The 24681-nt window shown below is 68.6% G+C and carries 21 protein-coding genes and 1 pseudogene; 5 read left to right on the forward strand and 17 right to left on the reverse strand.

All coding sequences use genetic code 11. From position 1 onward, the window contains the following. Positions 1-248 precede the first annotated feature (248 nt). Together OG306_RS15590 and OG306_RS15595 are read right to left on the reverse strand one after the other, a co-directional pair. Positions 249-431 (reverse strand): hypothetical protein, encoded by a 183-nt coding sequence (locus OG306_RS15590; RefSeq protein ID WP_266752741.1) that lies wholly within the window; start codon positions 429-431, stop codon positions 249-251. Continuing rightward, positions 414-612 (reverse strand): annotated as a pseudogene (locus OG306_RS15595) (hypothetical protein); the annotation flags it as partial. The gene OG306_RS15590 and the pseudogene OG306_RS15595, both read right to left, overlap by 18 nt. Before the next feature lie 357 nt (positions 613-969). Between OG306_RS15595 and OG306_RS15600 the strand changes: the two are divergent. From OG306_RS15600 to OG306_RS15615, 4 genes are all read left to right on the forward strand, one after another. Further along, positions 970-2385, forward strand: coding sequence for a phenylacetate--CoA ligase family protein (locus OG306_RS15600; protein ID WP_371665396.1), 1416 nt, complete (start codon positions 970-972; stop codon positions 2383-2385). Further along, on the forward strand, positions 2382-3305 hold the full coding sequence (locus OG306_RS15605) for a hypothetical protein (protein ID WP_266746768.1): 924 nt from the start codon (positions 2382-2384) through the stop codon (positions 3303-3305). Before OG306_RS15600 ends, OG306_RS15605 begins: the two co-directional genes overlap by 4 nt. A gap of 459 nt (positions 3306-3764) precedes the next feature. Continuing rightward, on the forward strand, positions 3765-5291 hold the full coding sequence (locus OG306_RS15610; RefSeq protein ID WP_266746769.1) for an alkaline phosphatase: 1527 nt from the start codon (positions 3765-3767) through the stop codon (positions 5289-5291). An 82-nt stretch (positions 5292-5373) separates the two neighbouring features. Further along, the gene (locus tag OG306_RS15615) at positions 5374-5919 is read left to right on the forward strand and encodes a hypothetical protein (RefSeq protein WP_266746770.1); all 546 of its coding nucleotides are present in this window, start codon (positions 5374-5376) and stop codon (positions 5917-5919) included. Between the two features lie 76 nt (positions 5920-5995). Here OG306_RS15615 and OG306_RS15620 read toward each other — a convergent pair whose 3' ends face one another. Together OG306_RS15620 and OG306_RS15625 are read right to left on the reverse strand one after the other, a co-directional pair. Beyond that, positions 5996-6475 carry a DUF1772 domain-containing protein gene (locus OG306_RS15620; protein ID WP_266746771.1) on the reverse strand — a complete coding sequence of 160 codons (480 nt, stop codon included), beginning with the start codon at positions 6473-6475 and terminating at the stop codon, positions 5996-5998. Between the two features lie 92 nt (positions 6476-6567). Continuing rightward, on the reverse strand, positions 6568-7221 hold the full coding sequence (locus tag OG306_RS15625; RefSeq protein ID WP_327259117.1) for a maleylpyruvate isomerase family mycothiol-dependent enzyme: 654 nt from the start codon (positions 7219-7221) through the stop codon (positions 6568-6570). 70 nt (positions 7222-7291) lie between these two features. Here OG306_RS15625 and OG306_RS15630 point away from each other — a divergent pair, with 70 nt between their 5' ends. Further along, positions 7292-8293, forward strand: coding sequence for a LysR family transcriptional regulator (locus OG306_RS15630; RefSeq protein WP_371665397.1), 1002 nt, complete (start codon positions 7292-7294; stop codon positions 8291-8293). An 86-nt stretch (positions 8294-8379) separates the two neighbouring features. Here OG306_RS15630 and OG306_RS15635 read toward each other — a convergent pair whose 3' ends face one another. The 13 genes from OG306_RS15635 to OG306_RS15695 all read right to left on the reverse strand — a co-directional run bounded on the left by OG306_RS15635 (position 8380) and on the right by OG306_RS15695 (position 24674). Then, positions 8380-9198: a fumarylacetoacetate hydrolase family protein gene (locus tag OG306_RS15635; protein WP_266746774.1), complete on the reverse strand. Its 819-nt coding sequence runs from the start codon at positions 9196-9198 to the stop codon at positions 8380-8382. A 42-nt stretch (positions 9199-9240) separates the two neighbouring features. Next, complete coding sequence (locus OG306_RS15640) at positions 9241-10437, reverse strand: acyl-CoA dehydrogenase family protein (protein WP_266746775.1); 1197 nt, start codon at positions 10435-10437, stop codon at positions 9241-9243. Next, on the reverse strand, positions 10434-11030 hold the full coding sequence (locus OG306_RS15645) for a flavin reductase family protein (RefSeq protein ID WP_266746776.1): 597 nt from the start codon (positions 11028-11030) through the stop codon (positions 10434-10436). Before OG306_RS15645 ends, OG306_RS15640 begins: the two co-directional genes overlap by 4 nt. Before the next feature lie 98 nt (positions 11031-11128). Then, positions 11129-12508, reverse strand: coding sequence for a purine-cytosine permease family protein (locus tag OG306_RS15650; protein ID WP_266746777.1), 1380 nt, complete (start codon positions 12506-12508; stop codon positions 11129-11131). A 152-nt stretch (positions 12509-12660) separates the two neighbouring features. Then, positions 12661-13062 carry a RidA family protein gene (locus OG306_RS15655; RefSeq protein WP_266746778.1) on the reverse strand — a complete coding sequence of 134 codons (402 nt, stop codon included), beginning with the start codon at positions 13060-13062 and terminating at the stop codon, positions 12661-12663. Between the two features lie 11 nt (positions 13063-13073). Beyond that, positions 13074-14624, reverse strand: coding sequence for an aldehyde dehydrogenase family protein (locus OG306_RS15660; protein WP_266746779.1), 1551 nt, complete (start codon positions 14622-14624; stop codon positions 13074-13076). A gap of 57 nt (positions 14625-14681) precedes the next feature. Further along, the gene (locus OG306_RS15665) at positions 14682-15104 is read right to left on the reverse strand and encodes a cupin domain-containing protein (RefSeq protein WP_266746780.1); all 423 of its coding nucleotides are present in this window, start codon (positions 15102-15104) and stop codon (positions 14682-14684) included. A 3-nt stretch (positions 15105-15107) separates the two neighbouring features. Next, the gene (locus tag OG306_RS15670; protein ID WP_266746781.1) at positions 15108-15842 is read right to left on the reverse strand and encodes a dimethylmenaquinone methyltransferase; all 735 of its coding nucleotides are present in this window, start codon (positions 15840-15842) and stop codon (positions 15108-15110) included. A gap of 14 nt (positions 15843-15856) precedes the next feature. Beyond that, on the reverse strand, positions 15857-16792 hold the full coding sequence (locus tag OG306_RS15675) for a VOC family protein (RefSeq protein WP_266746782.1): 936 nt from the start codon (positions 16790-16792) through the stop codon (positions 15857-15859). Between the two features lie 94 nt (positions 16793-16886). Beyond that, positions 16887-18452: a 4-hydroxyphenylacetate 3-hydroxylase N-terminal domain-containing protein gene (locus tag OG306_RS15680; protein WP_371665398.1), complete on the reverse strand. Its 1566-nt coding sequence runs from the start codon at positions 18450-18452 to the stop codon at positions 16887-16889. A gap of 414 nt (positions 18453-18866) precedes the next feature. Continuing rightward, complete coding sequence (locus OG306_RS15685; RefSeq protein WP_266746785.1) at positions 18867-19772, reverse strand: LysR family transcriptional regulator; 906 nt, start codon at positions 19770-19772, stop codon at positions 18867-18869. A gap of 204 nt (positions 19773-19976) precedes the next feature. Next, positions 19977-21911, reverse strand: coding sequence for an MFS transporter (locus OG306_RS15690; RefSeq protein ID WP_371665399.1), 1935 nt, complete (start codon positions 21909-21911; stop codon positions 19977-19979). 171 nt (positions 21912-22082) lie between these two features. Beyond that, positions 22083-24674, reverse strand: a complete 2592-nt coding sequence (locus OG306_RS15695) for a D-alanyl-D-alanine carboxypeptidase (protein ID WP_266746787.1) — start codon at positions 24672-24674, stop codon at positions 22083-22085. Positions 24675-24681: the final 7 nt, after the last annotated feature.

The raw sequence follows: 24681 nt of genomic DNA on the forward strand, positions 1-24681 counted from the left end.
CACTCCTGCGGAGCTCTTACGGACACGGTGACACGTTGGCCGATGCACTCGGCTCCCTCCAGCTCCTTGGAATAACCGGGAGGTCTCGGCGTCGATCCGTACGGGAATACGTTGATGAACGAGCAGCGGTCTGCCGCCGCCCTCCAGGAGATCCGCGGTCTGAGGCAAAGATGCGGTGATGAGGGTCAGTTCGCAGCGCTGGACGAACCCGCAGCGATGCTGGAGCAACGCGCGGCCACCCCAGGCAGTTACCTGTGGTTTGCGCGCGACTGAAGCTCGAGCCACCACCGCGCCAGATCCAGCGGGGAGTCACGGGTGATCTCTGCTCGCTTGATGACGATCAGCCCTCCGCGATCGGGCACGGCCTCGATGTACCAGAAGCCGCCCTCCTCGTCAGCGTGGCGGAAGTGGTGCGCGTCGGGAACGAACACGTGACGCGGCACGGTCCGCAAGGCGGTCTCGACGGCGGGCGTACGGGCGTTTCCGTCAGCGCGGAGCTACTCGACCAGGGCGTTACGGAGGCGCTCGGCGCCCGCCGTGGGGGGGGGCGATCGTGTCGGTGTTCACCGCGCCGACGTCATCGGCGCTGGTCGTTGCCTCGTCGGGCGACGCGGCGGGGAGGCTGGGTGCGCTCCATGTGGCGGGAACTCGCAGTAAAAACGGGCCGATTGCATGTTTAGCGACGGGAGGTCGATCGTCTGATGACTCCTTGACAGGAGAATATTGCGCCATTGAGTATCGTCCTGCCTCTCCTGACCGGTGGAGGCTCAGTTATGAACGAGGCAGGGGGTTTTCGAATGTCCGCGATCGTTTCCACGCTCAAGCACACGAAGTACGTCATGGGTTCTCTGGCGGCGGTGCTCTTCACGAACTGCCCCAGCTGACGCGAGGGTGGGGTGGGCGGCCACGGTCGCCCACCCCACCACGTCGACGGGGCCGGGGGCGAGGGCGAGGGCGGGGGAAGGATCCATGTTCGACGCGGGGATACGGCAGTTCCGGATGGCGCTGGCCATGGTGCTCGGCCGTCCGATCAATGTGCGTTCCGCCGAACGGCTCGTCGAGGACGCGCTGGCAACACTCGCCGAGTTCGGCTCGCCCGGCGAGGACGTCGAACAGTTGCTGCGCGGCGCCGCTGCCGACCCGCAGATGCGCACCGACCTCACCAACAAGGCCCTGCGCCGCACCGCGAAACGCCTCGCGGCGAAGTCGCCTTTCTATGCCGACCACTTCGCGGCTGCGGGGGTCGACCCGGGTGCACTGACCACCGAGAACATCGACGCAGTGCCCGTCACCACCAAGACCGACCTGGTCAAGCGGCCCCGCGACTTCCTCTGCGGCGAGCCCTTCCTTGCTTCCCGGACCACTGGGACGACAGGCCGGCCCACCGAGATCTGGTACTCCCGCTACGAGGAGCGCCTGTGGCCCGCACTCGTCGCGCTCTCCCAGGTGCTGCGCGGCAACGTCCGCACCACCGACCTGGTCCAGTTCAACGTCAGCTCCCGTGCGACCGGCACGGCGTACGCGGAGATGCAGGTCGCCCGCTTGGCCGGAGCGGCGATCCGGATGGTGGGCCTGGTGCCGCCCGCGGAGACACTGGACCTCACGGCGGGCACCGACGAATCGGCGCCAACCCTGATGGCCACCTATCCCAGCTATCTGGGGCAGCTGATCCGACTGGCTCGCGAACGGGGACTCGGCCCCGCGGACTTCCGGCTGCGCCGCATCAATGTCGGCAGCGAAGTGCTCTCACCCGCCCTCGCGGCCGCCGCCGAGGAGACCTTCGGCGTCACCGTCCACGACGGCTACGGCATGACCGAGGTGACGCCGGTGGCGGGCGCGATCTGCCGGCAGCGGCATCTCCACATCGACGCGGGCATCGGCCTGGTGGAGGTCTGCGACCTCGACACCGGAAGGAAAGCCCTGCCCGAAGCGCTCGGCACGATCGTCGCCACGCCCTTCTTCCCCTACCGGGAGTGCATGCCGCTCTTCCGCTACGACACCCGGGACCTGGTGCGGCAACTGCCCGACGCGCCGCTCACCTGCGAGATGGCGAACGTGCCGGCGACCTCGCACATCCTCGGCAAGGCGGACCATGTGCTGCGCACCCAGGATGGCCCGGTGACCCCGCGCGAGATCATCGAGGTCCTCGACGCGCTGCCCGGCGCGCGCTGGCCCATGCGCTATCGCGCCGACGTGGTGGACGGTCGGCTTCATGTGGAGGTGGCTGCTTCCTCGGTGCCGGAGACGAGCGGCATCGCGCATCATTTCGCCGAGGCGGGCATCGCCGCCACCGTCGACGTCGTACCGGTGGAAGGACCTGAGCTGCGGCGCTACCGCTGCGATCTGGTCGAGAACAGCTTCGCCTTCGCCGGGTGGGCCTCATGACCGCCGCGCAGAGCGTGTTCTTCGTCCTCGTGACGCTCGCCGTCGCCCTGGGTGTCTCACTCGCCTCGGTCGCCTACTTCCGGCGGGTCACGCTGCCGCGCCCGGCCGTCGGTGCCTTCAACGGCAATGACATGGTCATCATGATGGGCTTCGTCGTCGCGCTGCCCTTCCTCTACCTCTCCCTTCCGGGCTGGCTGCTGCCGCCCGTGCTGGGGCTGACGCTGGCCGGTGGTCTCGCGGTCGGTTACGGGCCCGTCGTCCGGCGTGGACTGGTTCGCTGGTCGCTCATCGTCGGTCTGCTGGCCGCCGACTGGCTCGCCGCGCGCGCCGCCGAGGACGATCCCACCCACGCCCTGCCGTACTGGCTGGTCAACAGCGTGGTCATCATGATGATGGCGGTCGGCGCCGCCAACCTCAACGCGCAGGGCGGCTTGAAGCTGCGGCACATCTCCCGCTTCGCGCTGGCGCTCGCCGTGTATGACCTCTTCTTCGCCACCGTCGTGCCGCTCACCCAGAAGCTGTTCGACGCTGTGCAGGGCTACGCCTTCGCGCCATCGGCCGGGCTGCGCATGGGCGAGTTCGGTGCCGTCCTCGGCATGGGCGACCTCCTCGTGTACGCCCTCTTCACCACCGTGGCCTACAAGGCGTACGGACGTTCGGGGCTGACCTTGGCTCTTGGGCTGGTCGCCGTGTTCGGCGCGCTCGTGCCGACGCTGACACCCATCACGGTCGAGGCGCTCACCGGACACCTTCCGAAGGTTGTGCCCGCGCAGATCTTCTTCGGTCCGGCCGCGTTCTTCGGTTACGTCGTGCTGCGGCGGCGCGGCCCGGAGCGGCGCATGGCCGATGTCCGGCCGCCCGCGCGGCTCGCGACAGCCCACGGACAGCTGGAGGCCGCGAGCCCCCGCACTCGCGCGTGAGCCGTCAAGGGCCCTCGGGGCCCGGTCCGGCCTCGGGCTGAGTCCGGCCCGGGGCTGATGCGCCCCGCGTACAGCCTGGCCCGTCGACACAGAGCAGCGCGATCTCCCCGGACCTGTGCCTGCCGCACTGCCGGGGTGGCTCGGCTCCATGGCCGATCAGATCAACGACGAACAGCGGAGAACAGCCGCCTTTACGGCTTCCCGCCCGAGGAACACCCGCCATTCGTCCGGGCCCGCGGGATTCGCCCGCCACTGGCCAATATCGGAGCGAAGCAGGATCAGGACCGCGCCCTTGACACCTATGAGTTATCCGGTTGCGACATTTTTAAAGCATTGGGTTGGCGTTCTACATCGGCACGGCGCCCGGTATTGGTGCCGCGTTCATGTCCTGCTCCTACCGTTTGCCTCGCCCGGCCTGTCCCGGCGCATCGTCCAACGTCCGAGGAGAGCACCCCGCAAATGCGCAGCAGACCAAGCAAGATCCTGGCGGTTCTCGCCGTGACCGGTGCACTTGCCGCCAGCACCGCGGCGACCGCCAACTCCGCGCCCCAGCAGGGCGGCAATGGCAAGAAGCCGGAGATCCGTAACGTCATCTACCTGCTCGGCGACGGCATGGGCCGTACCCATGTCACCGCCGGGCGCGAGCGCTACTACGGCGCCGAGGGCAAGCTGAACATGGAGCGGCTGCCGAGCTATGGCGCGGTGGCGACGTCCGCCGTCGAGAAGGGCAGTGACCGGCCGGCGCTGGTCACCGACTCCGCCAGCGCGGCCACCGCGTGGTCCTCCGGTGTGAAGACGTACAACGCGGCCATCGGCGTCGACTCGTACGAGAAGAAGCTGCCCACGCTGATGGAGCAGGCCAAGAAGTCGGGCTTCGCGACCGGCAACGTGTCCACCGCCGAGATCACCGACGCCACCCCGGCCGCCCAGATGAGCCATGCTCTGCTGCGCGGCTGCCAGGGCCCGGTGTACTCCGACGCCGCGTGCCTGCCGAAGAAGGACGACGGGTCGTACGAGGACAAGCCCGCCGACAAGACCCTGATCACGCCGATCGCCCAGCAGATCGCCCGTAACGGCACCGCCGACGTGATCTTCGGCGGCGGCCTCGCACGCTTCGCGCCGGACGACCAGAAGGCGCTGGGGTCGCAGGGCTACCAGGTGCTCGGCAGCTTCGGCGACCCCGCGCTGCCCGCCCAGACCGCTGAGAGCCAGAAGGTCGCGACCAAGGCCGATCTCGACAAGGTCAAGAGCGGCAAGGTCGTCGGACTGTTCAACCGCGGGAACCTGACGGTCGAGACGTCCAAGGCCGGACTGCCCGCCGCCGCTCCGGAGAAGAAGGAGCCGACGCTCGCCGAGCTGACCAAGAAGTCGATCTCGCTGCTCGACGGCCGGTCCAAGAAGGGCTTCCTGCTCCAGGTCGAAGGCGCACTGATCGACAAGCGCTCGCACGCCAACGACGCGTCGCAGACCCTGGGCGAGATCAAGGCGTTCGACGACGCGGTCAAGGCCGCCACGGACTTCGCGAAGAAGGACGGCCACACCCTCGTCGTCGTGACGGCGGACCACGAGTGCGCCGGCTTCAACATCATCGAGAAGGGCACCTTCACCAACGCCGAGGCGGCGGCCCCGCCGGCCAACAACGACTCGGGCAACACGGCCAACAACTCCGTGCCCGCGCGCTCGTCCTCGGCCAACGTCAAGGACCCGGCCCGCTCCTCCGGCATCGTCAACGGCTCGGGTGCCGGCGACGCCAAGAACTTCGGCCCGGCCACCTTCCGTACCCCCGACGACCCGGCGGGTGTGAAGGACGGCAGCGAGGACGCCAGCCTCTGGCTGACCTACCTGTCCGGTAACCACACCGGCGCCGATGTGCCGATCTACGCGTACGGACCGGGTAACAGCGCCTTCGCCGCCAGCCAGGACAACACCGAGCTCTACGGCAAGATGTACCGCTCGCTGTTCGGCACCGCACCGCGCGGCCACTGACCCTCGCTCAGCCACACGATCCGGGGCCGGGAGGGGGTGCCCCTCCCGGCCCCGGGTCGTTCGTATTCCAGGAGCATGTCCGATGAGACACCCGATCCGCATCACGACGGCCGCCGCGCTGGGCGCTCTCGCGCTGACCGCTCTCACGGGCTGCGGCACCTCCGGGGGGACCGACCCGGGCAAGGGCGAGCCGCTCGCGGCCGCCACCTCGGCCACCGGTCTGCCCCTGCCCCCTCCCCGTTCCGCGCCGTCCCCGGCCGCGACGCTCCCGGCGCCCCCCGAACAGGGCGAGGTACGTGTCGAGGAAGGGCCGTTCACCGACCGCGTCCGCCTCACGCGGCTCACGCTCACCGGCGGGTCCGCCGTCAGCGGGCATCTGGCCATTACCTCCGACGTCAGCGATGTGCTCGCGCTGGAGCTGAGTGCCGCCTACTACGATTCCCAGGGTCGTTTCATCGGCACCGGCAGCTTCCAGTACCAGGAAGAGGGGCAGGACGCAGAGGGCGGCCATCACCACGACGGGCCGCGCGCGGCGGGCGAGGGCATCGACTTCAAGGCGCCCGCCACCAAGCTCACCGGCACCGCGGCGGCCGCCGTCGTCTCCGTCCCCGTCCTGGTCAACGAGTAGCCGGGCTGGTCGACGAGCAGCCGTCCTGGTCAACGAGCGGTCGGGCGTCCGGTACGGCCGGGCGCCGGACGGAAGGTCACTCCTCACCGTCGCCCTCGGCCGGTGGTTGCTTCAGGGCAAGGACGATCAGCAGCACGAACGCGGTGAGGGCGGTGAGCGTACGCAGGTTGTTGAACAGCTCCCAGCGCCGCAGGATTTCCGCGTGATCGACCGGGGCAGAGGTGAGCACCCACTCCTTGATCCGGCCGTTGATCGGCACGTTCCCGAGCCTGGTTATCAGGAAGGACGCGAGGGCCAGCAGACCTGCCGTACCCGCGAGCAGCCGGGCGCGGCCGCGTGTCAGGGCGGCGAGCGTCAGGGAGCTCAGCGTCGCTGCGGCCATCGCGGTCTGCATGGTGATGCCGTTCGTCTTCATCAGTTCGGCGTGGAACGACAGCCGCATGTCGAGCGGTACGGCGTTGAACGTGGGGACGAGGTTGGCCGCGCCGTAGCCGAATGCGCCGGCGAGAAGGCCGGTGGCGAGCAGGGCGAGTCCCTGGAGGAGTCGGATGCGCACGTTCGTCGGCTCCAGTACGTGGGGCTGATGGGGGACGGGTCCGGTGCACGGCCCGAGCGATGAGGACGGTGGAGGCCGGCGGGCTCCCGCAGTCACGCCTGAGCTGCCTCGAAGCGTTCGCACGGTCCGCCGTGGAGGCGCCCCGGAGGGAGCCTGCGGCCGTAGGCGAGCAGGAGGAGGTCCTGTGCCGCACCGGACACAGGCGTTCCGGCACCGAAGGACCAGTCGAGATCGTCGGCGCGGAGTTCGATGCCGTCGAGGTCGGCTCCGAAGAACTTGAGGGTCCTGGCGTCGATGCCCGCCAAGAGGATGCGCACGCGGTCTTCGGGAACCCGGCGGCCGAGGTCCAGTGCGACCGTGATGTCCAGGCCGTGGACCACGTCATGGCCCAGAGCCGCCTCGATCCCGCCGACCGGCGGCTTCCACGGGTGATCCGCGTTGTCCCTGAGAAATGCCGCGAGTTCGCCCGTGGCATGGCTGGCCGCGTCCCTACGGGCACAGCGATCGGTCATCGCGTGGAGCTTGCCGCGCGCCCGGACGAGCTCCCACACCATCGTGGGGAACGAGTACCGGAAACCCATCGTCATATGGGCCGCGACCTCCCGTACCCGCCACCCCGCGCACAGGGTCGGCGCGTCCCACTTCTCGGGCGGCAAACCGTCCAGCACGGCCGCCAGTTCCCGGCGTTCGGCCGCGATCGCCGCTCTGATGTCCCCTGTTGATCTCCGGTCCGTTGTGTTCCCCATGCCTCAAGGGTCGCGGCGGCCCTGCCATAAGTCCAAGAGTTTGTATTTCTCGCAGCTAGCATCATCCGTTATGGACATTCGGCAGTTGCGGTACTTCGTCACGGTGGTCGAGGAAGCCAACTTCACCCGTGCCGCCGCCCGATTGCACCTGGCACAGCCGGGGGTGAGTGCCCAGGTCCGGCAACTGGAGAAGGAACTCGGCCGGCCGCTGCTCGACCGTTCCGGCCGGTCTGTGACCCTGACGGAAGTGGGCGAGGCCGTCCTGCCGTACGCGCGGGCCGCGCTGGCCGCAGTCGAAGCGGTACGGCAGACCGTGGACGAGTTCACCGGACTGCTCCGCGGCCATGTCAACGTCGGCCTCATCTCGGGCACCGCGGGCGCCGCCATCCGTGAATTCGACGTGGCCACCATCCTGGCCGACTTCCACGACAACCACCCCCAGGTGGAAATCGTCCTGACCGAGGACACGTCGGAGCGGATGCTCGCCGCACTGCATCGCGGGGAACTCGACATCGCCGTCATCGGGCTCGCGGACGAGGAACCCCCGCCAGCCATCTCCTTCCAGGTCGTGATCGACGACCCCCTGGTGGCCGCCGTCGCCCCGGACGACCCCGCCCTCACGCACGCGGGCCGCACGAGCATTGCGCTGGCCGAGCTCCGCGATCGCCCGCTGATCAGCCTGCCGCGCGGCACGGGCATCCGCGGAGTACTCGACCGCGCGTGCGCGCAGGCCGGATTCCGGCCCCGCATCGCCTTCGAGGCGGCCTCCCCGCTGTTCCTTGCCCGGCTCGCCGTCCGCGGTCTCGGCGTGGCGGTGATTCCGGCCCTTCGGAACGACGCGGCGTCGGCCTCCGGGCTGCGGACGCTGGAGATCACCGGGCCACGGCTACGCGCCCGCATCGCTCTGGCCTGGCGGACGGACGGCCCCTCCGGCCCCGCCGCCGCGGCCTTCCTGGACCTGCTGCGTGCAAGCCTCACCGTGCCTGACGTGCGGGACTCATCGCAGAGCGAGCCTCGCCCCGTACGAGAGCACGGAGTACGGGAACACGGAGTACGGGAACCCGGCCTATAGGAGCACGGCGTACCTGGGCGCACTCCCCGACGTCATCGTGGGGCGTGAAGTGCCCCGGCCGCACCTGTGGACGTACGGCGCGGCGTTCAGACGATCGGCGTGGACACGGCGCCGATTCCGTCGATCGTCACCTCGACCACGTCGCCGGCCTTCAGGTACACCTGCGGCGTACGAGCCCGCCCCACTCCGCCGGGGGTTCCGGTGAGGATCAGGTCCCCGGGACGCAGCGGCAGCATGGTGGACACGTACGCGACCAGGTGGGCCGGGGTGAACAGCAGGTCCGCGACCCCGTGTTCCTGGACGGACGTCCCGTTGACCGTGGTGCGCAGGACCGCGGTGGTGGGATCGAATTCATCGGGCGTGACCAGGACCGGGCCCACCGGGGTGGAACGCGCCCAGATCTTGCCCTGCAGCCACTCCGTCGAACGGTACTGCCAGCCCCGCATCGAGATGTCGTTGGCGACCGTGAAGCCGGCGATGTACTCGCCCGCTTCCTCCTCGCCCACCTTGTACGCGGTCCGTCCGACGACGACGCCGAGTTCGCCCTCCCAGTCCATCTCGGGATCTTCCGCCACGGCCGCCACGGAGTCGGTGGGGCCGGTCAGGGTGTCGGCGAACTTCGCGAAGAGGGTGGGGTACGAGGGAAGGTCCCGGCCCATCTCCTGGATGTGGCCGGTGTAGTTGAGGCCGGCGCACAGCACCTTCGACGGGTTCGGTACGACCGTCTCCAGTTCGGCCTCGTCCACGCGGTGCCGGCTGCCGGTGGCGTTCCTCGCGATCTCCCGCCAGTTCTCGTTCGCCAGCAGGGCGCCGACGTCGGCATGGCCGGGGATCTCGGTGAGCACGTCACCGTCCAGCCGGGCCGCGATCGTCCCGTCGTGGGTGCGCAGGGTTGCCAGTTTCATGTCTCTCTTCTCCTCTTGTCCCGTTCGACGGCGCCGGCGCCGTCAGGCGTCGGTGGCGGCCGGCTCGGGGACGACCAGGTCGAAGAAGCCCCAGTGCGAGCCGGCGGGCAGCGTGCCCGACAGCATCCGGCCGCACTTCTGGGTCACGATGTGCGAGGAGCCCCGGTGCTGGCTTCCGGCATGGCTGTCGCGGAAGAAGCGCTGCAGGACGCCGTCCCGCATGACCTGCGCACCCGCGAATCGGTGCACGAGCTGGCTGATCTCCAGCGCGGTACGGGTGGCGAGGCTGCAGGCGAGCCGCGACATCGTCTCCTGCTCGTCGTTCAGCTGGGCTCCCGCGGCGAGCGTCGACTCGTTGTCGCGCAGGGTGTCGCGCAGCAGCGCCATCGTGCCCCGGACGTGCGAGAAGTGCCGCGCGAACTCGCCGAAGAACTCGTCGCTGGTGACCAGGGAGCCCTCCGCGGGGTCCTTGCGCCGGGTCAGCTCGCGCAGTTCGTCGAGCATGCGCCGCCCGACGCCCTGCGACCAGGCGGCCTGGTGCAGGCCGGCCAGCAGAGCAGGGCTGAGCCAGTGCGTGGAACGGCCTCGGCGGGCGTTCTCCGGGCCGATGCCGAACACGTACTTGTCCTCGACCAGCACGTCCTCGGCCCGGTAGTCGAGACTGGCGGTCGCGCGCAGTCCGAGCATCTCCCAGTTGTCGCTGATCCGCACGGCCGAGCGGGGAACGAGGCAGACCAGCCGCTCCCCGGTCTCCTCGACCGTCGCCGCGAGATTGAGGTGCGTGGCCATGGACACCCCGGGAGCGAACTGCCAGACGCCGCTCACCCGGTAGCCGCCGTCGACCCGTACGGCCCGGCCGGTGAACGAGGTCGACTGCCCCGCCACCAGCGGGCACCCGCCGTCGGCGAAGAGCTCGGTCACCGCCTCGTCGCCCAGGTAGGTGGCCGCCGTCGCCGTCTCACTCGTGACGGCGCGCACGAGCCAGCCCAGCGAGGCGTCGGCGTGCGACAGCTTCTCCACCACATGCAGGACCTGCAGGGGCGAAGCCTCCATGCCGCCGAGTTCGGCCGGCACGTGCAGCTTGAAGATTCCGCTGTCGCGGAGTGCGTCCTGCACCACGGGGGTCGGACGGCGCAGCCGCTCGCTGTCCGCGGCCTCGCTCTGCAGGAGCGGGTAGATCTCGTCCAGTTTCTCCAGCAGCCCGGAGAATTCCTCTTCCACCTGCGTGTGGACCGTCACGGTCGGCTCCTTTCGGACTGCGCGCCGTCCTTGGCGTTGTCTTCGGCGTCCTGGGCCAGCGCGCTCCACTGGCCGCGGTAGAAGAGCAGGGGCCGGGTGTCGTCCTGCTGGCCGTAGGACAGCACACGCCCGAGCACCAGGGCGTGGTCCCCGCCGTCGTAGCCCGCCCATGGCGTGCACTGGAAGTACGCCAGTGAACCGTTGATCCGCGGCGCCACGTCGTCCCCGACCCATTCGATGGGCTGGGACTGCGGCTTGCCCGCGAAGTGGAGCGCGGTGTCGAGCTGGTTGTCGCCGAGGACATTGACCGCGAAGGGGCGTTCGAGCAGATACGTCAGTGCGCGCGAGGTCCGCTGCATGGAGACCAGCACCAGGGGCGGGTCCAGGGACACCGAGGTGAAGGAGTTCACCGTGACCCCGTAGTAGCTGTCGTCCGCCTGGTAGGTGAGCACGACGACGCCGGTGGCGAAGTTGCCCAGCGTATTGCGAAGTTGACGGGGATCGGCGAGCGATGGGATCGCGGCGCTGGACGCGAGGGTCTTGGCGTCAGCGGCTTTCTCATAGATCTCGGAGTCCCACATGATGTCGGTCATCCCGAACCTCCTGGATGAATCGTGGGTTCGGCCCCCGAACGGAGGCCGGGGGCGGTACCGGCAGCCGCGTGCGTCGGACGCGGCTGCCGGCCTGGGGGTCAATGCGCCTCTGCGACGGCTTCCTCGCCCGCGACGAAAGAGGTGCCGGTGCCTTCGGGCAGCCATTTCCGCAGCACCGGGTAGAGGGCGAGCGACAGGGCGAACGAGACCAGGAAGCCGAGGGCGAAGACATCGGTGGCCATCAGGACCATGCCGACGGCGCCGGACAGGACCAGCGTGATGACTCCGGCCCAGTTCCACTTCTCCACCCGGTGCGTGCGGGCGTCGTACCGTGCCCGTCGCACCAGGTAGTAGTCCGCGATCATCACGCCGCACATGCCGAGGGTCATGGCTCCCAGATACGCCAGGTAGGAGCTGAACTGCTCCAGGATTCCGGCGGCGATCATCACCAGGGCGATGATGTTCCCGACGACCACCATCAGTGCCCGGCCAGGCTTCCTGCCGGTGAGGGAGTTCACCAGGTTGACCAGCGAGAGCGATCCGGAGTAGGCGTTGATGGCCTGCGCCTTGGCCTGGGCCGCGTAGATCGTGATGAAGCCCAGCCAGGCCGCGAATATGACGAAGAAGGCCCCGGTGTTCTGCATGACGAACGTGCTGCCCGCGGCGGCGGCCGCTTCCTGGCTCATGCCCGCGTTGTGGTGCATGAGGTAGTTGACGACGTCGGGCATGCCGCCGATCACGACGAGTGATCCCAGGATGGTCATCACGACGTTCTGGGTGATCGGCCCGGCCGCGGCCAGGATCGTGACGTCCCTGCGCGTCCGGCAGTAGCGGGCGAAGTCCGTCGTGACCAGGGCGATGGTGCCGGCCGTCGCGCCCATGACCGATATCGCGGCTTCGAAGCGCGGCCAGAGACCTCCGGGGACGACGCCCCCGTAGCTGAACACGTCCATCGGGTCGGCGCCCTGGATCACGTAGATCTGAATGATCATGTAGATCGTGACGAGCAGCGTGACAGCCGTCAGAACCCCGGACGCGCGCAGCGCGAGCTTGAGACCGAAGATGGCGAGGGCGATCCACAGTAGCGTCATGAGGCCGTAGATGAGGATGCGCATCGTCCACGAGTCGGGCAGGTCGAGCATCAACAGCGTGCCCTGGTAGAGCAGCGCCGCCTCCATGGCCAGGAAGCCGAGGATCATGAACGCGAAGATGACCGAGCCGATCGCCGAGCCCATGAAGCCGAATCCGAAGAACCGGGAGGTGATGGTGCTGGACATGCCCGTCTCGAAGGCCATCCGCCCGAGGGCTTTACCGAGGAACACGGCAAAGCCCGCGACGAGGACACCGACGATCAGGCCCACCGTGAAACCGGCCAGCACGACGGTGAAGCCCGCGATGGCGAACACGACGAGCGCGGTGGCGACACTGATCGGGCTGAGGGCGAGCTGGTACCCGCTCCTTCTTTCCGACGTGGGCACGCTGACCAGGGAGTGGTCCTCCGCCGCGGTCGCCAGCGTTGAATCGGTGGATCTGGGATTTCTTGTTTGTGAAGACACAGTTCCTACCCATCGGATGAATAGCACCGCGGCGGCGTTCCGCAGGGGGACGCTTCTGGTGTCGCCGCGAACGGTCAGTCCGTGCTGCAGCCCGCCACGGCGATGGCCTCGATCTCCAGCAGGATCTCGGGCTTGGCGAGGGCGGCGACCTGGACCAGGGAACACGCCGGGAAGTTGCCGGAGAAGAACTCCTGACGGGCCTTCCACACCGCGGTGTTGTCACTCATGTCCGTGACGAAGATCGTCATCTTGACGACGTCGTCCATGACGGCGCCGGCCGCCTCGACCAGGTCCTTGATCTTCTGGAAGACGACCTTGGCCTGTTCGTAGGCGGTGTCGCCGAGGAGGGTCTCCCCGTCCTGACCGCGGGCGGTCATTCCGGAGATCATGATCAGGTCGTCGATGCGGAGGCAGTTCGACCAGGTCTTCTCCGCCGGCTCTCGCACGGCGTCGGAGGAGAAACGTTCCTTCTTCATGGCTGTGATCCTCAGAGCTCGATCCGGCTGTCCCAGGCGGAAGTCCCGCCCCAGTTGACGCATACGCTCTGCCGGCGCATGAATCCCTTCCAGGCGTCGGAACCGGCCGTACGGCCACCGCCGGTCTCCTTCTCGCCGCCGAAGGCGGCGCCGACGTCAGCACCCGTGGTGCCCATGTTGATGCGCACGATGCCGCAGTCGCTGCCGCGGGCCGACAGGAAGGTTTCGATGTTGGTCAGGTTCGTGCTGTGCATGCCCGAGGCGAGCCCCTGGGCGACACCGTTGTGGATCTCGATGGCCTCGTCGAGATCGTCGTAGGTCAGCACCGAGACGATCGGTACGAACGTCTCCGACTGGGCGATCTCGAAGTCCGGTTCGACCCCGGTGACGATGGCCGGCTCGACGTACAGGCCCGGGCGCTCGATCACCTTGCCGCCGTACACCACGGTGGCTCCGTCGCTCTCGGCGCGGGCGAGGACGCGTCGGTAGTCCGCCACCGCCTGCTCGTCGATCAGGGGACCGACGACCGTGTCCTTCTCGCGCGGATCACCGATGGTGATCTGGTCGAAGGCCTTCTTCATCAGCTCGACCAGCTCGTCGGCGATGCTGGTGTGGGCGATGACGCGGCGGGTGCTCGTGCATCGCTGGCCGGTCGTACCGACCACACCGAAGGTCAGCGCCTTCGCGGCGAGTTCGAGGTCCGCGGTCTCGTCGACGATGCAGCCGTTGTTGCCGGAGCACTCCAGCTGGTACCGGCGGCCGAGCGTCTGTCCGACGATGTCGGCGACCTTCCGGCCCACGGTCGTGGAGCCCGTGAACGAGACCATGGCGACACGGGTGTCGGAGATCAGCTTCTCGGCGACCGCGTTGTCATCGGGGATGAACAGCGAGAAGACACCCTCGCATCCCATCTCCGCCGCGGCCTTGTTGACCAGCTTCTGCACCGCGATGGCGGTCAGCGGCACCTTCGGGCTCGGCTTCCAGACGACCGTGTTGCCGGCGATCGCGGAGAGGAACCCGTTCTGCGCCCAGACGGCGGCCGGGAAGTTGTACGCGCTGATGAGCCCGACGACGCCCAGCGGCAGCCACTGGTCGTACATGCGGTGCTCGGCACGCTGGGACTGCTGGGTGAACCCGTACATCATCCGCGCCTGGCCGGCGGCCAGCGTGGACATGTCGATCGCCTCGCGGAGCTCGCCCTTGGCCTCCATCGTCGACTTGCCGGTGTCCAGCGAGACGACGGCGGCCAGGCTGTCGAGGTTCTCCTCGATCAACTGGCCGATGCGGCGCACGAATTCACCGCGCCGCGGCGCGGGCACCATCCGCCACTTCTGCTGCCTCTCGACGGCGGCGGCCACGATCAGCTCGTAGTCCTGGGCGTCCGAGGCCGCGACGCGGCCCACGAGCTCGCCGTCGGCGGGGCAGTGTGCCTCGATGACCGGGCGGCCCTCGGTGGTTCCCCAGCCGAGCGAGTCCGTGTAGGTGCCGGAATGCACCTGGTCCAGGCCGAATTCAGCCAGCACCTTCTCGGTGTCGAACAGAGTCTTGGTGGTCTCGGTCATCATCGTTCCCCATCAACATCGCGGGTTCGGCAGGAATACGAAGAGGGCGCCGGCGCATCATTCCTTCGCAAGGAAGTCCCCGATCGTCTCGTCGGTGTGGTACTCGGGCTTCTCGTAGTAGTGCGGGCCGTCGTAGATCTCGACGAGCACGCTGCGCTCGTGTGCCAGGGTCGGGCCATGGGGGTGGTCCTTCGGGTTCATGTAGAACGAACCAGGACGCAGCCGGAGGCCGGAGTCGGTGTACTCGTAGTCGCCTTCGAGGCAGTACATGAACTGGTTCGAGGCATGCGTGTGCCTGGTCGGGATCGTGCCGCCCTTCTCGTACTCCAGAAGGGCGATGCTGGCGCCGGTGTCCGGGTTCTTGAAAAGGAAGTACTGGCGGAACCCGTAGTCGGGGTAGTCGATCCAGTCCTCGTCCTTGAGATCAGTGGCATGGATCAGGACTTCGAGCGACTTCATGCTTGCGGGGTCGATGTCCACGGTTCACTCCAAACCCGGGCGGCCGGCGGCCACCCACGTGTCGTATTCCTGGCGGCTCTCCGGTGTGGCGGGGAAGAGCCCGAAGAGGGACCGGCCTCGCTGGAGTTCGAGAGCCGCGAACTCCTCGTACGCGGTGGCGTCGGCGGCCTCCGCGGCGATTTCCGCGACCATGTCACGGGGGATGACGGCGACGCCGTCGCTGTCGCCCAGCAGCACATCGCCCGGGTAGACCGCCACTCCGCCGCAGCCGACGGGTTCGTCCAGCGCGACCGGGTGCAGGGCGATGGGGGTGGCCTTCGGCGCGTTGTCCCGCTGGTAGCAGGGCAGGCCGGTCTCCCTGATGGCCCCGGAGTCCCGGTAGCCGCCGTCGGTGACCGCGCCCGACACACCGCGGTGCCTCAGTCGCGCCGCCATCATGTCGCCCATGGACGCCGCGGCCGTGGAACCGAACGCGTCGATCACGAGCACCGCGCCGGGCGGGCACTCCTCGATCGCACGCCGGTGCAGGTTCTCGCTGCTCGCATAGTTGGTGAGGGTGTCGAGATCCTCACGTGCGGGGATGAACCGCAGCGTGTAGGCCGGACCCACCAGCGGCTGCTGGCCTTCCGCCAGCGGCCGGACGCCCGACATGATCACGTTCCGCAGGCCGCGCCGGAGCAGCATGTTGGCCACGGTGGCCGATCCCGCCAGCGTCAGCTGGGCGCGAACGGACTCGGGCAGCGGTTCGGCGCGGTCCACGCGCGCTTCCCCGGTCACTGGAAGAACTCCAGAGGCGGACGGTTGCCCCACTGCGTGGTCTCGCTGGCGGTCCCGTTGAACTTGGTCGGCCGGTAACTCGCGTCCACCGTGTCGCCATCGGTGTAGTGCTCGATACGGAAGCCGAACGGGTCCTTCCAGTAGTCGAAGATCTGGCTGCCGAGCATGTGGCGGCCGACTCCGACGTCGAGGCTGTAGCCCTCCTGGAGGAGGTAGTCGTGCGACGACATCACCGCATCCATGTCGGTGACCTCGAACGCGCTGTGGTGGACTCCCACCCAGTCCGACTGCAGGACGAGCATGAAGTGGTGGTCCACGAGCTGCTCGCCCAGGTCCAGCCGGACGAAGGTGCCCACGATGGGACCCTCCTCGCCCGGCGGGACGAAGTAGTCCGAAGGCAGGAAGTTGAACCTCTCGTTGAGCCAGGCCATGGACGCGTCGTGGTTCTTCACGTGGAGGACGAAGTGGCCCAGGCGCGCGATGGTGCACGGCGCGACGGAGACGCGGACGGAGGCGTTCACCCGGTTCTTGTCGCGGATGTTGTTCACCGCGAAGGGTTCCCGGTCCGCGATCGGCTCGGCCTTCTCGCGGCCCCAGATCGCCCGGATCCCGATGCCGTCGGGCATGGTCATCGAGACCTCGTAGCCACCGCCGGGCTCCGTCGACTCCCGGACCGGGGAGGACCCGGGCTTCGCGGCGAGCTCGACGAGGTCGTCGAAGGCGGCGACCTCGATCGAGGCACCGCCGAAGCGCTGCTTGTCGGCCTTGCGCGTCACATGGATGTGATGCTGAGCGCCCGTCCCCCGCATGTACAGGGTCTGGTCGTCGCTGCCCTCCGCCTTCGTCATTCCGAAGGCGGTCAGGAACTTCTCCATCACCTCGAGATCGGGCGCCTCGTAGGTGACTTGGGCAGCATCAATTGCCGTAGCCACGGGTCCTCCTGTGGTGGGTGGGAGCGCGGCGGCGAGCTCAGTCGCCCGCCGCCGGATGGGCCGGGGCTCCCTCGATGGAGAGCCGCACGGACGGTCAGCCCTTGAGGATGCTGACGTCGTCGGGGCCGATCAGGTCCGGCACGGTCCAGCCGTCCAGGTCGTATTCGTCCATGGCGCTCTGCGCGAAGTCCTTGCAGTAGTCAAGGAGACCGCTGCCCCGGGCGCCGAACAGGTTGGTCTGGCGCGTCACGTCGTTGCTGCCGATGTAGTTGATCTCGTACAGCTCGTGGCGGGCGCCGAACTCCGTGCCGATGGAGTCCCAGAGCATCTTCATGACCTTGACGCGCTCCTCGGCGTCGATGCCGCCCGTACCGCGCAGGTAGGTGTCCAGGTAGCCACGGATCTCCGGGGTCCTGAAGTCCTTGGCGTGGGAGTTGAGGTAGATCAGACCGCTGGCCACGACCTGCTCGATGATGTTCTTGATCTTCGGCATGGCCAGCTGGTTCATCACGCGGTACGCGCCGGCGAACTGCGGGTCGGGCTGGATCATGCCGCCCTTCCACGGCACCGCGCTCTTCGCCATCGCGTCCGACAGCGCCCAGAACGTGTTGCGCCAGGCGATGACCTCGCCGAGCTGCGACATGACGCCGTGGAACTGGCCCGCCCCGGTGACGTCGAGGGCCCGGGACAGCATGCCGACCAGGAAGTCCATCTTGACGGCGAAGCGGGTGCACCCGTGCAGGGAGGCGCGCTCCAGATAGCCCGAGTGGATGTTGTACTTGTTGGCCTGCTCGAGGTCGTTGTAGATGAACGCGTGCTCCCAGGGGATGAACACGTTGTCGAGCACGAGAATCGCGTCGTTCTCGTCCAGCCGGCTCGACAGCGGGTAGTCGAACGGGCTGCCCAGCACGGCCGCGCGGTACTCGTTGGACGTACGGCAGAGCAGCTTCACGCCGGGGGCGTTGGTGGGCATGATGAAGACGGGCGAGTAGGCCGGGTCCTGAACGGCGACCTGGCCCACGTGGCCGACGAAGGTGTAGTGCGTCAGGGCCGAACCCGTGGCCACGACCTTGGCGCCGGAGACGTAGAAACCGGCGTCGGTCTCCTTGGTGACCCGGACGAACACGTCCTTGCCCGCGTCGGCACCGAGACCGCGATCGACCGGCGGGTTCATGATGGCGTGGTTGATGTACCACGTCTTCTCCTGGGCCTTGCGGTACCAGTTGCGCGCGTTGTCCTCGAACCCGCGGTAGAACTCCGCGTTCGCGCCGAGGGTGCCGAGGAAGCAGCCCTTGTAGTCCGGGGAGCGGCCCATCCAGCCCCAGGTGATCTTCTGCCACTCGGCGATGGCGTCGCGGGAGGCCAGCTGCTCCTCGACGGTCTTCGGTGCCTGGTAGAAGCGGTGGGTGTAACCACCCCACTCCGTGGGCGCGGTGAGGATGTCCTTGCGCGCCGGGTCGTGCAGGGCGTCGTACATGCGAGCGATCATGCGGGCCGAGTTACGGAACGCGGGATGCTCGGCGATGTTCTCCACCCGCTCGCCGTAGATCCAGACCTCACGGCCGTCGTTGAGGCTTTCGAGATACTCATCTCCGGTGAAGGGGAGATATTCACGGCCGGCAGGATTGCTTGCCGCCTGATTCGCGCTTCCCTTGTTCATGAACCGAAAACCCTTCTGCTCACCCATGGATCGGGTCAAGGCGCCGGTTCAGGCAATACGCGATCAGCGATCCACCGAGAAGGATTTCCCTCACCGATCCGAAGCTGCCTGCGGCGTCGAATTGCCCGGAAGACTTACATGGCCGGTACTCCGGGGCAATAGATGGCAGGAGTCGCAGAGAGGCCCGGGCGCGCCGGTCGATGACCTGCTCCTCGACCGGCATCCAGCCCGAGAACAGCCCCTGAACAGGCATTTCGCAGATCGGCAGGGGCGCGGCAGGGAGGCCGCAGGGCACCCGCGAGTGATGCACGTCACACCATATTCATCTCGGTTTACGAGACGTGCACTTGCTTTTTCCCTCCCCTTCCATACGTGACTCAATAGAGGGGAGCATAGTTTCTTGTATGGCTCCGCTCACGATCCGATCGCACGTCGATGCTCAGCAACAATTCGAGTCGCTTGCAGCCAGCGCTCCATCAGCGGATTGATCTCGCCTTCGCGCCGCCACAGGAGCGTCGCCTGCATGGGAGCCAGCCATCGTGGGGGATCGAGGAGGGCCACCGAATCGCTTTTCCCCGCAATGCGCTCGGTCACGGGAGCGACACCCAGTCCGGCAGCAACAAAAGCGAGGGCGGTCTGCGGCGTGGAGACTTCGAGCACTTCGAAGGATTCATCATCCGACAGGGCTTTCTCGACGGCGTCGGGCATGCCGGCGAATGCCGAAATTCGATACGGCAGAATCCAACGCCCCCACCCTTTACCGCCGGGGTGCTGCTCTCTCGCCCGATAGCGCGGAACAGCGAGCTTGATGTCGATTCCCATGATGGGATACCAGTCGCAGAATTCGGCGACGAATCCAGCGAATTGGCTCGGCCCGAAAGGGATGCATCCCATGTCCAGCTCGCCGGCCCGGAGCCCCTGGATGATGACGTCGGGAGTGACGTCGGTCAGGCTCACGCGTGCGCCGGGGGCCTGTTCGAGGAACTCGGCCAGGACGTCGGCGATGATCTCGTTGATGACCATGGGTTCCACGCCGATGCGCAGATCTCCCACCGCGCCCTCGCCCATCAGCTTGAGCGTCTCCACGGTGCGATTCCGGTCGGCCACCAGGCGCTCGCCCTTGGAGAGGAGGTAGAACCCGGCCTGGGTGGGATGGACGCCTTTTGCCGTCCGCTCAAGGAGACGCACCCCGAGCTCCGCCTCCATCTTCGCGATGGCGTGACTCACCGGCGGCTGCGTCATGTTGAGGTTCTTGGCAGCCTGCGAAACCGAACCGGCCTCGACGACGGATCTGAAGTATTCGATTTGACGGAAGTCCATGCTTCCTGCCTTTCATGGCCCCCGAGAAATACCGACAAGCAGGCAGATTAGCCGCGATCGTTCATGAGCCCGACAGCCCCTCGGGCGTGCGGCACCCGTTGCCGGGTGGCTCAGGACCACGTGATGCGACACCCGCTGCCGGGTGGCTCAGGACGACGCAATGCGGCACCCCTTGCCGGGTGGCTCAGGGCGACGTGAGCGCGCTCAGCGCAGTTCCTCCGGGCACGGCGTACCGGGAGGCAGCTGGTAGGGGGCGGCGAGCCGGTACACGCCCGGCCGCGGCGCGAGCAGTTCCGTCCACTCGTCGCCGTCCTCGTTCTCGTCGGTCTTGATCAGGCAGCCGTTGGTGTTGAGATACGTCGGCGGGCTGTTCTGGTCCTCGCGCCGCTTGGACTCCTCGGTCTCCTGCGGCCGCTCGACGCTCTTGCCCTGGTCGTCGACCAGGGCAAGCCAGCGCGAGTACGGAATGCGGATCAGAATCCGGCCGGCGCTCTTCACATGGATGGTCAGCTCGTCCGCACCGGCCCGGTCCACCGTGGCGGGCGGATCGGCCAGCGGTACGGGGCTGTCGACCTCGAAGAGCCGCCAGTTGGCGTCGGACCAGACCGGCTTCAGATACGGCAGCCCGCCGTCGACGAGCTCCGCCTCCTGCACCGCGCCGGTGGAGTCCGGTGTCCCCCGGGGCAGCACCACGTAGTGCACCGCCCAGCGGTCGAGCCACTCGCGGTAGGCGGCGCTGTTCAAGGTGTCGTCGTAGAAGAGCGGGTTGCGCTCCATGTCCGCCTGCCGGTTCCAGCCACGGGCCAGATTGACGTACGGCGCGAGCGCGGACGCCTCCCGGTGGCTGCTCGCGGGCACGACCTCGACCCGCCCGCGCTCGGCCCCGACCTCCTGGAGTTCGTTGACCAGCGGGGCCAGCTCGCGCGTCCAGGACGCGGCGGGGGCGGTACGGACGATGTCGTCGACGCCCTTGAAGCCGATCCAGAAGTTCAGCCCGGCGAAGGCGAGAACCAGCGCGTACCAGCGCCGGGAGCGCGGCTCCGCGTACGGCAGCGCGGCGAGCAGCACCACCCCGGCGAACAGCATCGCCATCCGCGTGACGTTCGAGCCGATCTGCGAGTCGATCACATAGGTCAGCAGCGTCCCGACGCCGTACACGGCGGCCGCGGTACGGACCGTCTTCCAGTCGCGCGGTACGAGGACGAGGACGAGGACCGCGAAGAGGAACGGCAGCGACAGCGTCGCGATCGACATCGGCTGCGTACCGGAGAACGGGAACAGCCACGCGGACAGCGCCACGACCGCGACCGGTGCCAGGCCCAGCGCGTACGCGCCGGGGCGCCGTTTGTTCAGGAAGAGCGCGGCGGCGACCACGCCCAGGAACAGACCGGCGACGGGGCTGCTCGCCGTCGCCAGCGCGGCGAGCGGAGCGGCGACGGCGGCCTTCGCCCACCGCCTACGGGGGGCGCAGCGACAGCTGCTCCGGTGGAGCCGGTGCTCGCACCGGAGGTGGGGCCAGCAGAACACCGCGGCCACCGCGCCCACCGCGAACATCATGCCGAGCCCGAACGTCACCCGCCCGGACAGCGCGTTGCACAGGTACGCGAAGACCCCGGCGAGCGAGCAGGCGAGCGGATTGCGGACGGCCCGGACCCGGACCACGATCAGCGCGGTCAGCGCCGCCGACACGGTCCCGGCGACCATCATCGTCGTACGCACACCGAGCACGGACATCAGATACGGCGACACGACGCTGTACGAGACGGGGTGCATGCCCCCGTACCAGGCGAGGTTGTACGCGGTACCCGGATGCCGGCCGACGAACTCGGCCCAGGCGTCCTGGGCCGCGAGGTCGCCGCCGCTGTTCGCGAAGAAGAAGAACCACAGCACGTGGGTGACCGCGGCGGCCGCCGTCGCGATCGTCACCGGGTGCCGCAGCAGCCGCTCGGCACGGGTCCGCCGCGCCGGAGCGGTGCGCGGCCCCGGGGCGTCCGGGGCGGGGCGGTCCGGGGCGTCCGGGGCGGGCGCGGCTGTCCGCGTGCTGCCACTGCTGCTACCGCTACCGTTACTGCCCCTGCTGCCCCTGATGCCGCTGCTGTCGGCCGCCTCACGGCTGGGCTTCGGCTCCGCGGTGGTCACTACGGCTCTCCCCGTCTCCCCGTATCCGCCGGCCCCGTGCCCCGTACACCTGTGAGGACGCCTTCGCAGCATCCTTGAGTTGCTCCGGGACGCTAACACGTACGCAGTCGGGAAGAGGGTGCCGGGACCGGCACCCTCTTCCCCCACCGGGCCGTTCCGGCCATCGGCCGGTCAGCCGATCCGGGTCAGCTTGTCCCCGAACTTCGGCTCCGCCAGATCGCTCTGCAGCGCGACGGGCACCTTCACCTGACTGGCGCCCTCGCCCACGGTGAGCGTGCCGACGTGGGTGCCGGCCGCCGCCGAATGCGGGATCGTCTTTCCGTCGTCGGTCAGTTCGATCCTGACCGTGAGACCGGGCCAGCCGACCGCCGTCACGTCCTTGGTCGCGACCACCGGGGTGCTGCCGCCCAGCCCGTCGGAGACGGCGCCGACGACATCGCCCTTCTTGATGACCTTCGCGTTCTCCAGCAGATCCTGCGTCGCGATCATGACGTCCTTGCTGACCGCGTTGACCGTGTCGATGATGGACGGCTTGTGCTGGCCGAGAACGGCGCCGACGATCAACTGGTCGGTGTCGCCGACCATCTTGTGCGCGGCGAAGAGCAGGTTGCCACCGGCCTTGGTGGTGGTGCCCGTCTTGATGCCGAGCGAGTTGTTGTACGGAACCAGGCTGTTCCAGTTCGGCCACTGGTGGCCCGAGGGGTCGGTCCACGACGGCAGCACGGTGATCGCCATCAGCGCCGGGATCTCCACCAGCTTCTGGCCGAGCTTCACCTGGTCCTCGGCCGAACTGACCGTGGTCTCGTGAAGACCGGACGGATCGGTGTAGGTGGTGTTCGTCATCCCGAGCGACTTGGCGGTGTCGTTCATCTTCTTGACGAACGCCTCCTCCGAACCCGCGTCCCAGCGCGCCAGCAACCGCGCGATGTTGTTGGCGGAGGGAATCATGATGGCCGCGAGCGCCTGCTTCTCGGTGAGCTTGTCGCCCTTCTTCACCGTGTTGAGCGTCGACTCGTTCACCGCGTCGAGCCCGCCTTCCGCCTCGGCCTTGGCGTCGACCGTGATGGACGGACCCTCCTCGCCCTTCTTCAGCGGGTGGTCCTTGAGCACGATGTACGCGGTCATCGCCTTGGCCACGCTGCCGATCGGCACGCCCTTCTGCTCGCCGAACGAGCCCACCGTGCCCAGGCCGGTGGCCGCCATGTAGCCCTGGCCCTCGCCCGGCCACGGCAGCGACGGCTTGCTCCCCTTGAAGGTGTACGTCGGATTCGCCGACATCCGGAGCTCGGAGTCCGGGAGCGGGCGCACCATCTGCACGATCGCAAAGACGATCAGCAGGAGCAGGACCAGGGGGGTCCAGATCTTGACCCGGCGGACGGCGGTGCGGACCGGCGTCTCGGGCGGCGGGGGTGTGTTCGTCAGCTCGGCCAGCAGGTCGAGCGGCGGCTTGGGCGGCATCGGCTGCTGCGTGGTCCGCTCGGCGCCGGAGAGTGCGGGGGCGGCGGAGAGCGCGGGAGCGGCGGCCGGCGCCGGTCGTACGTCGTCCCCGCGCAGGGGTACGAACGTGCTGGTCCGCCCGGCACCGGCCCCGGGCTTCGAATCCGGCTCGGAATCCGGCTCCGGCGGGGTCTTCGACGCGGGCGGGGTGATCTTCAGCGCGGTCGTCGGCTGGTCGACCCTGGCCGCCGCCGGCGCCCTGAAGACGGCGGTCGGCTGATCGACTCCGCGCTTGCCCTCGGCGGTGTCGGCCTTGTCCGCGTCGTCGCTCTTGCCTGCGTCCTTGCCTGCGTCGTCCGCATCGTCCGCGTCGTCCGCATCGGCGGCGTCAGCGCGGTCCTTGGCGTCGGCTTCGGCGGCATCGGCGGCGTCAGCGCGGTCCTTGGCGTCGGCTTCGTCCGCATCGGCGGCGTCAGCGCGGTCCTTGGCGTCGGCTTCGGCGGCCTTCGCGGCCTCGGAGGAGGCGTCGTCGTCGGACGACTCGTCCGCACCGTCGGGCTGCGCCGCGGCGTCGGTGTCCGTGCCGTTGGCGCCATCCGCACCACCCGGGCTTCCCGTGCCGGACGCGTCGGCCTTCGGGCTCTCGTCGCTCCCGACGGGCTCGTCGCTTTCGGCGTCGTCCTTCGACACCCATGCTGCGACCGCCGCACGCAGCCGCGCGTCGCCCTCCTCGGGCTCTTCGGGCGCTTCGCCATCGGCATCGTCATCGGCGTCGGCGGGCTCGGTGCCATCCGCGTCCTCGGAGCCCTTGGGGCCCTCGGACTTCCCCGGGGACTCGACCGCCTTGTCGGCAGACTTTTCGGCGGGCTCCTCAAGGGGCTCCCCGACCGGCTCCTCATCGGCCCCAGAGGCCTCATCAGGCGCCTCCTCCGGGCCCGCGGCAACCTTCTCGGCCCCCTCGGAGCCCTCGGAGTCCTCGGAGCTCTCAGCCGCCGAGGAGCCCTCTCGCGCCCCGGGGTCGCCGGAGTCCGAGGAGTCGTCGCCCCGCCCGCCGTCCCCGACGGTTTCACTGCCCTCGCCGTCATCGGCTCCGGACGGCCCCGGCCTCGATCCCGTCCCCGTCCCCGGCCCCGTGCGGAAAACGGCCGTCGCCGTGTCCGTACCCCCGCCGGCCCCGGCCCCGGCCTCGGCCCCGGCGGACGGTTCGCGGAAGACGGCAAGCCGCGGATCGCCCTCGCTCCAAACCGTCCCCGACGACTTCTGCTGCTTCGACTTGTCGGGGGACTCGCCCGCCACCGATGCCTCCTCCATGCGGCGCGGGGACATCCCCGCG

Origin of the sequence: Streptomyces sp. NBC_01241 (genome assembly GCF_041435435.1) — a bacterium.
GTDB lineage: Bacteria > Actinomycetota > Actinomycetes > Streptomycetales > Streptomycetaceae > Streptomyces.

Excerpts from the sequence above, each read along its gene's own strand:
- OG306_RS15600 (WP_371665396.1), top strand. The coding sequence starts at position 970 with ATGTTCGACGCGGGGATACGGCAGTTCCGGATGGCGCTGGCCATGGTG.
- OG306_RS15605 (WP_266746768.1), top strand. The coding sequence starts at position 2,382 with ATGACCGCCGCGCAGAGCGTGTTCTTCGTCCTCGTGACGCTCGCCGTC.
- OG306_RS15610 (WP_266746769.1), top strand. The coding sequence starts at position 3,765 with ATGCGCAGCAGACCAAGCAAGATCCTGGCGGTTCTCGCCGTGACCGGT.
- OG306_RS15615 (WP_266746770.1), top strand. The coding sequence starts at position 5,374 with ATGAGACACCCGATCCGCATCACGACGGCCGCCGCGCTGGGCGCTCTC.
- OG306_RS15625 (WP_327259117.1), bottom strand. The coding sequence starts at position 7,221 with ATGGGGAACACAACGGACCGGAGATCAACAGGGGACATCAGAGCGGCG.
- OG306_RS15630 (WP_371665397.1), top strand. The coding sequence starts at position 7,292 with ATGGACATTCGGCAGTTGCGGTACTTCGTCACGGTGGTCGAGGAAGCC.
- OG306_RS15635 (WP_266746774.1), bottom strand. The coding sequence starts at position 9,198 with ATGAAACTGGCAACCCTGCGCACCCACGACGGGACGATCGCGGCCCGG.
- OG306_RS15645 (WP_266746776.1), bottom strand. The coding sequence starts at position 11,030 with ATGACCGACATCATGTGGGACTCCGAGATCTATGAGAAAGCCGCTGAC.
- OG306_RS15655 (WP_266746778.1), bottom strand. The coding sequence starts at position 13,062 with ATGAAGAAGGAACGTTTCTCCTCCGACGCCGTGCGAGAGCCGGCGGAG.
- OG306_RS15660 (WP_266746779.1), bottom strand. The coding sequence starts at position 14,624 with ATGACCGAGACCACCAAGACTCTGTTCGACACCGAGAAGGTGCTGGCT.
- OG306_RS15680 (WP_371665398.1), bottom strand. The coding sequence starts at position 18,452 with ATGAACAAGGGAAGCGCGAATCAGGCGGCAAGCAATCCTGCCGGCCGT.
- OG306_RS15685 (WP_266746785.1), bottom strand. The coding sequence starts at position 19,772 with ATGGACTTCCGTCAAATCGAATACTTCAGATCCGTCGTCGAGGCCGGT.
- OG306_RS15695 (WP_266746787.1), bottom strand. The coding sequence starts at position 24,674 with ATGTCCCCGCGCCGCATGGAGGAGGCATCGGTGGCGGGCGAGTCCCCC.